8 protein-coding genes are annotated in these 10472 nt (G+C 67.3%); 3 read left to right on the top strand and 5 right to left on the bottom strand.

All coding sequences use genetic code 11. The features are described 5' to 3' along the window. On the top strand, nucleotides 1–189 hold a 189-nt coding region (locus P3W85_RS01750), incomplete at its 5' end, for an alpha/beta fold hydrolase (RefSeq protein ID WP_430869472.1). A 14-nt stretch (nucleotides 190–203) separates the two neighbouring features. Here P3W85_RS01750 and treF read toward each other — a convergent pair. The 4 genes from treF to P3W85_RS01770 form a co-directional block, all read right to left on the bottom strand. Further along, entirely contained in the window at nucleotides 204–1895 is a 1692-nt protein-coding gene (treF, locus tag P3W85_RS01755; RefSeq protein WP_430869473.1) for an alpha,alpha-trehalase TreF, read from the bottom strand. Between the two features lie 129 nt (nucleotides 1896–2024). Beyond that, nucleotides 2025–4208, bottom strand: coding sequence for a putative bifunctional diguanylate cyclase/phosphodiesterase (locus P3W85_RS01760; protein WP_276263500.1), 2184 nt, complete (start codon nucleotides 4206–4208; stop codon nucleotides 2025–2027). 148 nt (nucleotides 4209–4356) lie between these two features. After that, nucleotides 4357–5094 (bottom strand): DsbA family protein, encoded by a 738-nt coding sequence (locus tag P3W85_RS01765; RefSeq protein ID WP_276263501.1) that lies wholly within the window; start codon nucleotides 5092–5094, stop codon nucleotides 4357–4359. Between the two features lie 73 nt (nucleotides 5095–5167). Next, complete coding sequence (locus P3W85_RS01770) at nucleotides 5168–6076, bottom strand: MBL fold metallo-hydrolase (protein ID WP_276263502.1); 909 nt, start codon at nucleotides 6074–6076, stop codon at nucleotides 5168–5170. A gap of 168 nt (nucleotides 6077–6244) precedes the next feature. On the opposite strand from P3W85_RS01770, the gene P3W85_RS01775 reads away from it, so the two are divergent. After that, the gene (locus P3W85_RS01775) at nucleotides 6245–7177 is read left to right on the top strand and encodes a LysR family transcriptional regulator (protein WP_276263503.1); all 933 of its coding nucleotides are present in this window, start codon (nucleotides 6245–6247) and stop codon (nucleotides 7175–7177) included. 390 nt (nucleotides 7178–7567) lie between these two features. Here P3W85_RS01775 and P3W85_RS01780 read toward each other — a convergent pair whose 3' ends face one another. Continuing rightward, nucleotides 7568–8092, bottom strand: a complete 525-nt coding sequence (locus tag P3W85_RS01780; RefSeq protein ID WP_276263504.1) for a hypothetical protein — start codon at nucleotides 8090–8092, stop codon at nucleotides 7568–7570. Between the two features lie 510 nt (nucleotides 8093–8602). Here P3W85_RS01780 and P3W85_RS01785 point away from each other — a divergent pair. Next, nucleotides 8603–10369 carry an FAD-dependent oxidoreductase gene (locus tag P3W85_RS01785; RefSeq protein WP_276263505.1) on the top strand — a complete coding sequence of 589 codons (1767 nt, stop codon included), beginning with the start codon at nucleotides 8603–8605 and terminating at the stop codon, nucleotides 10367–10369. The last annotated feature ends 103 nt before the right edge of the window (nucleotides 10370–10472 follow it).

Raw genomic sequence — 10472 nt, forward strand, 5'->3', positions numbered from 1 at the left:
ACACTCGTCATATCGTCGAAAACGGACCGTCTCGTCGATCCGGCCTGCTCGGCCCGCCTCGCGGCGGCCTGGAGCGTGCCGCACCGCCGCCACCCATGGGCCGGCCACGATCTGCCGCACGATGACCCGGCATGGCTGGCAGCCACCGTTGCCCACTGGCTGCAAACAGCCGGCATGGCCCGGCGCTGAGGCGCGCCGGCCGGCTACGCCCTTACGCCGGCGCGGCAATGGCAGGCCGCATGCGTGGGATGCAGCCGCAACAGCCTGCGCACCACGCCGTTGGTCCAGCCGAAGCCATCCTGCAATGGATACTCCCCGCCCCCGCCGCCCACCGCGCCTTCTTCGGCCGGATGCAGGGCGTACTTCTCCACCAGCTTGTATTCCCGCCGGTAAAGGCTGGCGACCGTCGCCAGCCAGCGATGGGCAATTTCGTGCGCAAGGGCCTGGTGCCCGTAGCGCGCGAACCCGCCGATCGCCAGCCACTGCAGCGGCGCCCAGCCATTGGGCTGGTCCCATTGCTCGCCGCTGACGCGTTCGGTGGTGGCGATGCCGCCGGGCTCCAACAGCCGCGCCGCGAAGGTGCCGGCCAGGCGCGCTGCCTGCGTAGCGCTGGCGGCCTCGACATAAAGCGGCATTGCCGCGGCGGCCGTGAGGTTGGTACGCAGCCGATGCTGCTGCCAGTCGAAATCGAACCACGCGCCCTCGTCCTCCTGCCACATCAGCCGCTCGATGGCTTGCCGCCGGGCATGCGCGCGCTGGCGGAAAGCCGGCGCGTCGGCGTCGCCGGCAACCCCGGCTAGTTCCGCGAGCTTGCTCTCCAGCTTGAACAGCAGGCAATTGAGATCGACCGGCAGGATCGCGGTGGTACGGATGCTCTCCAGACCGCCGCCGGGCTCCAGCCAGCGCGAACTGAAATCCCAGCCCGATTCGGCCGCCGCGCGCAGGTCGCGGTACACCTCGGGCGCGGACCGCGGGGATGCCGCGGCGGTGCGGGTGTCTTCGACAAAGGCTTCCTCGCGCGGCGTATCCCGCTCGTCCCAATACCGGTTCAGCAGGCTGCCGTCGGCGAGCCTGACCACCCGCCGGCACGCCTGCCCTGGCGCCAGGTGCCCGGCGCCGCGCATCCAGAACGCGTACTCCTTGCGCAAATGCGGCAGGTAGGCCAGCTCGGGCCGCACGCCGTGGTCCTCGAACAGCTCCACCATCAGCGCGAACACCGGTGGCTGTGAACGACTCAGGTAGTAAGTGCGGGTGCCGTTGGGAATCACGCCGTAGGTGTCGAGCAGGTAGGAGAAGTTGTCGGCCATGCAATGCAGCAGATCCGCCTGCCCGCTGGCCGTGAGGCCGAGCATGGTGAAATACGAATCCCAGTAGTAAAGCTCGCCGAAGCGCCCGCCGGGCACCACGTACGCATGCGGCAGTGGCAACAGCGAACCCTGCGGCGGGTGCTCCGCGGGATGCCGGGTCAGCACCGTCCACAAAGCGTCGATGTGATCGCGCAGCGGCTGCTTCGGATCGGACTTGTAGCAGCTATCCGGCACGGCCGGCAGCACGAAGTGCGCGTGGACGAAGGCGGCAAGGTCAAAGCCGGGCTCCGCCGAACGGGCGCGATAGGCCGCCAGTATGGCAGCCGGCTGCTGGCGCGGCATGGCGTCGACGAAGGTCTTGCTATCGCTGAAGATCCCGCCCGTCTGCACCGCGACGAAGAGCTCCTGGTAGCGGTCGGCCGGTGTGAGCGGATCGGCATGCGCGCAGCCCGGCAGGCGGTGGGGGGCAAGAGGCGGCGGCGCGGCAGGGTCTGCCACCTCGCGGACATGGGGCCGCTGTGCCGGCTGGGCCGTCGGTGCGGATGTGCCGGCCGGGCCGGATTGCCCGATGGCGCTGCGTGGTGCCACTGCCGCTCCCGGTTACGATGCGCGCCGGACGCGGCGCCCGCCTATGCAATGAGAGTGGCCGGCCGGCGGGCGAGTTCCGCCCGTCTGGACGGAGAAGCGACGCAGCCGGCACCGCGCCTGCGGCACCGCTCAGGCCAGTGACGCCGCCGCGGCCGGGCGCGGGCCAGGCGCCGCGTGGGTGCGGCGAAAATACGCGAGCGGCTGGGGGCGGCCAAGCAGGAATCCCTGCGCTTCATCGCAGCCCTCGGCGTGCAGCAGGTTGAGCTGTTCGTCGGTCTCCACCCCCTCGGCCAGCACCGGGATGGCGAGGCTTTGCCCAAGCGCCAGGATGGCGCGGATGATCGCCTTGGCCTGCTGGCTGCCGGCGATCTCAGCGATAAAGGTGCGGTCCAGCTTGATCTTGTCGAACGGAAAGGAGCGCAAGGTATCGAGCGAGGAGTAGCCCGTGCCGAAGTCGTCGATGGCGATGCTCACGCCCAGCGCCTTGATACGGCGCAGTATGTCCAGCGCCCGCTCCTTGTCGCCGATGATGGTCGACTCGGTGATCTCGAGTTCGAGCCGGCCGGCGGCCAGGCCGGTTTCCTCGAGCACGCGGGCCACCACCGTCACCAGGTCGCCGTGGGTGATCTGCACAGGCGACAGGTTGACCGATACCTTGTGCGGATAAGTCCACTGCGCGGCTTCCTGGCAAGCGGTGCGCAGAACCCACTCGCCGATCGGCAGGATGGCGCCGCACTCTTCGGCAAGCGGAATGAAATTGTCGGGGGCAATCAGCCCGCGCTCCGGATGCAGCCAGCGCAGCAGTGCTTCGCAGCCGATCGCCTCGCCAGTGGCGATGGTGGTCTGCACCTGGTAGTCCAGCACGAACTGGTTCGCGGCGATCGCGGTCCACAGCTCGCCGGCGAGCGCCCGGCGCGCGCGCTCCGCCTCGTCCATCCGGCTCTCGTAGAAGCAGATCGATTCCGACAGGCTGCCTTTGGCGCGATACATTGCCAGGTCGGTATTGCTGACCAGCTGGTCGCGGCGCTCGCCATCGCCGGGAAAGATCGCGATACCGATGCTGGCGCCCGTGGTCAGGTCGAAGCCGTCGAGGCGCACCGGTTCGCTCAGGCAAGTCACCAGGCGGGCGCTGAAGTCGCTCAGCTCGGCCTGGCGTTCGAAGCGCTTGACCGCGATAAATTCGTCGCCGCCGATGCGGGCGATGAACTCGCCGGGCTCCAGTTGGCCCGCGATGCGCGCGGACACCGATTTCAATACCGTGTCGCCGGCCGCATGGCCGTGCAGGTCGTTGATTTCCTTGAAGCGGTCCAGGTCGATGCCCAGCGTGGCAACCTGGCAACCCAGCTTTTGTGCGCGCAGCAGTTCCTCGTCCAGGTAGTCGTTGAAATAGTTGCGATTGGGTAGCCCGGTCAGGCCGTCGTGACACGCCATATGCTGGATCTTGGCTTCGATGCGGCGCTGCTCGGTGACGTCCTCGCAGGTGGTAACCCAGGATCCGTCGGCCATGGCACTGTGTGACAAGGCGATGGCGCGGCCGTCGGGCAGCACCTCCACGCTGCGCCAGTTCCGGTGGCGGCGCAGGATCTCGCGGTGGCGCTCGTACAGCGCCACCGCATATTGCCCGGCACGGCCGTCGGGCTGGCCAGGTTCAGGGTTGGCATCGCCGTACTCCCTGCCGGCCTGCGCGCCGGGCGCTGCGGCTTCGTTCTCCAGTACGCCTGCCATGGTGCGGCACAGGCCGAAGAAATCCGCACCGGGCGCAAGCGTCTTGCCCGCCCCGCCGAAGATCTCGTCCATGCGCCCGTTGGTCAGGATGATGGTGCCCGCCGGATCGAACAGACACAGTCCCTGCGACATATTCTCCAGCGCGAGATCCAGCTTGCGCGTCACCTCGGCGAGACGCTCGGCATCGGCCTGTTGCTGCGTCATGTCGCGCGTGACCTTGGCGTAGCCGATCAGCCCGCCATCCATGCCACCCATGCCGTACAAGGGCGTAATCAGTACGTGGGCCCAGAAGCGCGTGCCATCCTTGCGCACGCGCCAGCAACCCGCCGCTTCGAACCGCCCCAGCTCCCGCGCCTGCAGCAGCGCCTGTTCAGGCTGCCCGGCGGCACGATCCTCAGCGGTATAGAAGCACGAGAAATGCGCGCCCAGGATTTCATCCTGCGTGTAGCCCTTGATCCGCTGCGCGCCGGCATTCCAGCTGCTCACGCTGCCCGACGGATCCAGCGCGTAGATCGCGTAGTCGGCCACGCCCAGGACCAGCGTGCGAAAGAGTTCGGCCTCGGCGGGAGGGCCTTGATTGTGCGTCATGTAGGGGGGATGCGTAGAGGCCGATGCCGCCTTGCGCCTCCCCGGATTCCCCTAGGAATACAGGTTGCGCGCGCAGGCGGATCGACGGGACCGGCGCGGCATATGTGCCGGGACGTCGCCTCCTATAACGGCAAAGCGGGCCCGAAGTTTACCCATGCCCCGGCAAAGCACAACCCTGCGCGTCGCAAACCGCGCCGCCCATGCCACCCTCCCTGCTATCGGCGCCCCCGCCTTCCTGCACAATCGCGCGGGCAAGGCTGTCCTGCCACGCCTGAACGTCGCCCAGGTACGGGCCAACGTCCAGCACGGCGAAACGCCCGTCGCGGCGCTCCAGCGCGAAGGTGGGGAAGCCGTGGCCACCGAGACGCCCCAGCAACGCGCGGCTCGCGGCCATGTGGGCCTGCGTTCGCTCTCCGTCAATATCCAGGCATAGCGCGGCGAAGCGCTGCCGGTCGAGCCCGGCTTGCACCGCCACTTCGGCCAGCACCTCGGCATCGGCAATACGCCGCCCGTCCACGTAGTGCGCGTGCTGCAAGCGTGCCAGCAGATCGGCGCCGGATTCGCCCCCCGCCATCGACTGCGCGGCCAGGATCGCCGTGGTGGGCGGCCCGGAGTCAAGTACGGCCCCCTCGTCGCGCAGCAAGCCTTCGAAATAGCGTTCGCCGAACGGCTGCCCCGTCAGCGCGGCAATGCGGCGATCGTGCGGCATCACGTATTCGCGCCATTGCGGTGACATGCGGCGCCGGTTGGCGCCCGTCAGCATGCCGCCGGCGTGCAGCGCCAGTGCCAGCCCCGGCACGGCGCGCGCGGCGCGCACCAGCGGCGCGGCGCCGTAGCACCAGCCGCACAGCGGGTCGTAGATGTAATGCAGGGTCAGACCGGACATGATCGGTGCGTTCCTCTCTTTTGTAACCTTCGAATCTTTCATGGTGTTCCGCTGGCGGTGCCGCGCACGGCCGCTATTTTGCCGGCCAGGTCATCTCGCCCTTGATGACCTTGGCGCTCAGCTCGAGCGAATCCACGCCGCCCAGATGCGCATAGCGCTGCTGCATGGCCGCGGCGAGCGCCTTGCCATCCGGCGCACGCGCCGCCTCGCGCTCGAAGGTGCGCAGGTAATCGCGCGTGAAGCGCACGGAGGCCAGGGTCTGCGGCGCGTTATCCAGGTAGTGCCCCGGCACCACCCGCACCGGCTTCTTCGCCTCGATACGGTCCAGCATGGCGATCCAGTGCTGGCGCGAGGCCAGCGTCTGGGTGTCGGCAATCCAGACGTGGCTCTTGCCGAAGACCACCACCCCGCCCGCCACGGTCCTGAGCGCGGGAATCCATATCACGGTGCGCTCCGGCGCCGGGCCATCCAGGCCAAGCACCTCCAGCTTATTGCCTTCGAGCAGGATGGTATTGCCGGCCAGCGGCTCAGGCAACACCAGATCCCGCGGCGCATTGCCCTTCAGGATCGGCGACCAGTAAGCCTTCTTGCCAGCCATGGAAGCCTGGATCGCGGCCACCGTCTGCGGCGTGGCGACGATCTTTGCCGCCGGGAACGCGGCCTTCAGCACGTCCAGCCCGAAGTAGAAATCCGGATCGCTGTGACTGATGTAGATGGTGGTGAGGTTCTTGCCGCTGGCACGGATACGCTCGACCAGCGCCTCGGCGTCGTTGCGCTGGAACTGGGCGTCGATCAGCACGGCATCGCGCGCGCCGGTGACCAGTTCCGAGGAAACCGGGAAGACGCCGTTCGCGCCCGGGTTGTAGACCTCCAGCTTGAGCGCAGGCGCCGCCATGGCGGGCGCGCCGCCGCCGATGCCAAGACTTATGAAGGCGGCGGCCAGGCCGCGCAGGAAACCAGTCAGGATGGGGCTGTTGCGCATGCTAGATCTCAAGTTGTCGGGAAAACGCCAGCTTAAGTTGCGCAAGCCGGAACAAAAACCCGTTAGAATGAAAATATTTGTTGCACAAATCGATCAAATCGATCGATCAGATCGCGCGAGCGAACAGACCGGCACGGGCCGGCGCAAGCCTGCCACCACCACACCACCATGGACCGCATCACCGCCGCCGAAGTCTTCGTCGCCATCGCCGATCGCGGCAGCATGTCGGCCGCCGCCGAAGCACTGGACATGTCGCGCGCCATGGTCACGCGCTATCTCGCACAGATGGAGAACTGGGCCGAGCAGCGCTTGCTGCACCGGACCACGCGGCGGCTGAGCCTGACGCCGGCGGGCGAGGAAACGCTGGCCCGTTGCCGCGAGATGCTGGCAATCGCGGGCCAGATGACCCGGCCCGCCACCGAGCGCGCGGGCATGCCGCGCGGCATGCTGCGCATCAGCTGCGCCCAGTCGCTGGCCGAGGATGTACTGGCCGCCGCGGTGACGGCCTACCTGCGGCGCTATCCGGAGACAGCGGTCGACCTGCATATCGGCAGCCAGGCGGTCAACCTGGTGGAAGCGCGCATCGACCTCGCCATCCGCATCACCAACGAACTCGACCCCAGCCTGATCGCGCGCCCGCTGGCCAGTTGCGCCTCGGTGATCTGCGCCGCGCCATCCTACCTTGCCGCCCACGGGATGCCGCGCCGCGCGCAAGACCTCGCCACGCATAATTGCCTGACGTATTCCTACTTCGGCAAGAGCCTGTGGCAACTCGAGCGCGCCGGGGAAACGCTGGCGGTGCCGGTACACGGCAACCTCAGCGCCAACGAATCGACTGTGCTGCTGGCGGCGGCCGTGGCCGGCGCCGGCATCGCCATGCAGCCGCTGTATTCGGCCGCGCCGCTGCTGCGCAGCGGCCAGCTGGTGGCACTGCTGCCGGCCTGGCAGCCTCAGGTGCTTGGCATCTACGGCGTGTACGCGTCGCGCCGGCAGATGCCGGCGATCCTGCGCACCATGCTGGACTTCCTGGCGGAGCGTTTCGCCGCGGATCCCGGGTGGCAAGGGGCCGCGCTGGCGGGGAAGTTGTCCGGCTTGACGTAGAACATGGACTCCCTTTTCCGTCACCGAGGAAGCCCCTCGCAGGCTAAGAGGCGCCTGGAAGCGGAATAGGTTCGCAACGCAAAATAAATCGGCGTGCCGCGGTGGGCACGCCGATCAGGTGCAGCGGAGGAACGCTGCGATCCTGCTGGAGAGAATGGAACCAACTGGAATCGACTGGCAGCGATCAGATGGGAAGCGTCTGCGCCACCACGGTGGCCATCGAACCGCTGGCAACGCAAACCACCGCCCAGCCTGCCAACAAACGGAAACTCTGCCAACGGCTCATGACGCGCTCCTGAAATCCGGGCATCGCCTTGGTGACGCCACGGGGTGATTCGTTCAATGCGGTACGCCGCAGTCGGAAGACCATGCGGCGTACCACGCATTGCCTCAGGCGTTTGCGCCGTCGGTGTACGGGTCGGGACGGCCGCTACGGGCGCCGTCGGTGTACGGGTCGCGCTTGTCGCTGCGAGCACCATCGGTGTACGGGTCGAAGCTGCGGGCCGGTGCCGCGGAAACGCCGCTGCGGTCCAGGCCGGCAACCGTGCGGAACCCATCGGTATAGGGGTCGGTCTTGCCAACGCGCGCGCCGTCGGTGTAGGGGTCGGCGCTGCGTGCGGGGTCGGACGACACACCGGCACGGTCAAGGCCCGCGATCCGCCCGCCTTCGCTGAAGACGTCGAACTTGCCAGCGCGAGCGCCATCGGTGAAAGGATCGGCCTTGGCGGCGCGTGCGCCTTCGGTGAAGGGATCGAACTTGCCGGTGCGTGCGCCATCGCTGTACACGTCGCGGGTGCGGAATTCGTAACCGTACTTGTCGGCGGGGACGGCGGCGGCCTGGGCATGGCCGGCTGCGAAGGCGGCGGCAAGGGTGGTGGCGGTAAGCAGGGACTTGGCAAAAAGCTTGGTGTTCATGATGTTCTCCAATCGAGCATGGGTCCGGGGGTCTGCATTGGCCGCGGGGACCGGGTTTAGCTATCGCGCCATTTCTTTTTATCTATCACTAGGTAGACAAGTGAGGCAAAAAAAATGACTTCCGTCTTTGTTGCTTGTTTGCTGCGTGGAAGCGGGCATCTGGCTGGGCCTTGTCTGCTTGGCGTCACCTTGTTGCCGCATCCATGGAACGAATCTTATCTATCTGTAGGTAGATAGTCAAGGGTTTTTACTAGGTTATTCTAAAAGTCATCACAAGCGTATTAAAAAGCACTTTCAGTCCTTTGTTGCCATCCAGCGCTCTCCTACGCCATTCGCATGTACTAGGCTTTCAGATACGTCCGATATCCGCCACACCCATGTGCGCGATAGCCGGCATGTTCGCGACGAGAATTGCGGCAGCGCGGCATCCCGCGCCAACTCTGGCAGGCCCTGGCCTGACGCGCATCGCGCAAGCCCAGGCAGCTTCGCCAATCCGGAGGCAACACAGCCATGAGCGCAGACCCCGCCATCGGAAACCTGGATGCCGCCAGCCAGCCAGCGGTGACACCTGCCGGCCTCACCGTCGACCCGGAGGCGGCCACGGCGGCGTTCTCTCCGATGGAGTCGCGCCGCCACCAGATGTTTCCGCTGCTTACCGCCGACGAAATCTCGCGGCTTCGGCAATTTGGCACCGTGCGGCAATGGCGGGCCAATGAATACCTGTTCCGCATGGGCGATGCCGCCCACGGCATGGTGGTCTTGCTAAGCGGGCGCGTGCGCGTGACACAGCGCGATGCCCTGGACCGCTCGACGCTGGTGGGCGAGCACGGGGCCGGCCATTTCCTGGCGGAGGTGGGTCAGTTGTCGGGCAAACCCTCGCTGGTCGACGGCATGGCGATCGAAGACATCGAAGCCATTGCCATTCCTCCCGACCGGCTGCGCGCATTGCTGGTGGCCGAGGCGGAACTGGGCGAGCGCATCATGCGCGCACTGATCCTGCGCCGCGTCGGCCTGATCGAGCGCGGCAAAGGCCCGACCCTGCTGGGGCGCGGCAGCGAGCCGCGCCTGCTGCATCTGCAGGCATTCCTGCGGCGCAATGGCTATCCCCACACGGTGGTCGACGCCGATACCGATCCCGAGGCAGGCGCGCTGCTCGAGTTCAGCGCGGCCGCCCCCGGCGATTTCCCCCTGGTCATCTGCCCGGGCGGCGCCGTGCTGCGCGCACCCGATGCCGGCCAGCTGGCTACCTGCCTGGGCCTGCTGCCCGAGTTCGATCCCGACCATGTCTATGACGTGATCGTGGTGGGCGCCGGACCCGCCGGGCTGGCAACCGCGGTCTATGCGGCGTCCGAAGGACTCTCTGTCGCGGTGTTCGACACCCTGTCGCCTGGCGGCCAGGCCGGCGCGAGTTCGCGCATCGAGAACTACCTTGGCTTCCCCACCGGTATCTCCGGCCAGGCGTTGGCCGGGCGCGCCTTCGTGCAGGCCCAGAAATTCGGCGCTCACGTCGCCATTCCGCTACAGGTGGCCGCCTTGCATTGCGCAGAGCATCCCCAGCGCATCGAACTATGCGATGGCCGCAAGATCCCCGCGCGCACCGTGGTCATTGCCAGCGGCGCGGCTTACCGCCACCCCGCCGTCGCGGCGCTCGAACGCTATGAGGGCCGCGGCGTCTACTATTGGGCGTCTCCGGTAGAGGCCCGCCTGTGCAGCGGTGAAGAGGTCATGCTGGTGGGCGGCGGGAATTCCGCCGGGCAGGCCGCGGTCTTCCTGGCCGCGCACGCGAACCGCGTGCACATCCTGATTCGTGCGCAGAGCCTGGAGGCCAGCATGTCGCGCTACCTGATCGAGCGCATCGCGGCCCAGCCCAATATCGAACTGCATACGGGAACGGAAATCACGGCCCTGGGCGGAAACGATCGCCTGGCGTCCATCAGCTACCGCAAGCGCGATACCGGGCAGATAACCGAGGTCCCGATCCGGCATCTGTTCCTGTTTATCGGCGCCGATCCCAACACCGGATGGCTGAGCACGTGCAATGTCCGCGTGGACGCCAAAGGCTTTGTGCTGACCGGCCCGGACACCCCGCATGAAGGCACGACCCCGGCCTTAGCGCTGGAGACCAGCGTGCCTGGCGTCTTTGCGATAGGCGATGTGCGCTCGGGCTCGACCAAGCGCGTAGCGGCCGCCGTGGGCGAAGGCGCCGCGGTGGTCGCGCAGATCCACGGTTACCTGGCCAGGCTGAAGCAGCCGCCGCCGGGAACGCTGGCCATGTAGGGCGGGCCGCTGGAACGCGGACGGCTAAGAGGTTGTTTCAAAGTGGTGTCGGGGTCTTGGGCTTGGGTAGGTTGAGACAGGTCTGCAGGGCCTAAAGGCGGAG

The sequence above is a fragment of the Cupriavidus basilensis genome, assembly GCF_029335485.1.
GTDB classification, from domain to species: Bacteria; Pseudomonadota; Gammaproteobacteria; order Burkholderiales; family Burkholderiaceae; genus Cupriavidus; species Cupriavidus basilensis_E.

Excerpts from the sequence above, each read along its gene's own strand:
- P3W85_RS01760 (WP_276263500.1), bottom strand. The coding sequence starts at position 4,208 with ATGACGCACAATCAAGGCCCTCCCGCCGAGGCCGAACTCTTTCGCACG.
- P3W85_RS01765 (WP_276263501.1), bottom strand. The coding sequence starts at position 5,094 with ATGTCCGGTCTGACCCTGCATTACATCTACGACCCGCTGTGCGGCTGG.
- P3W85_RS01770 (WP_276263502.1), bottom strand. The coding sequence starts at position 6,076 with ATGCGCAACAGCCCCATCCTGACTGGTTTCCTGCGCGGCCTGGCCGCC.
- P3W85_RS01775 (WP_276263503.1), top strand. The coding sequence starts at position 6,245 with ATGGACCGCATCACCGCCGCCGAAGTCTTCGTCGCCATCGCCGATCGC.
- P3W85_RS01780 (WP_276263504.1), bottom strand. The coding sequence starts at position 8,092 with ATGAACACCAAGCTTTTTGCCAAGTCCCTGCTTACCGCCACCACCCTT.
- P3W85_RS01785 (WP_276263505.1), top strand. The coding sequence starts at position 8,603 with ATGAGCGCAGACCCCGCCATCGGAAACCTGGATGCCGCCAGCCAGCCA.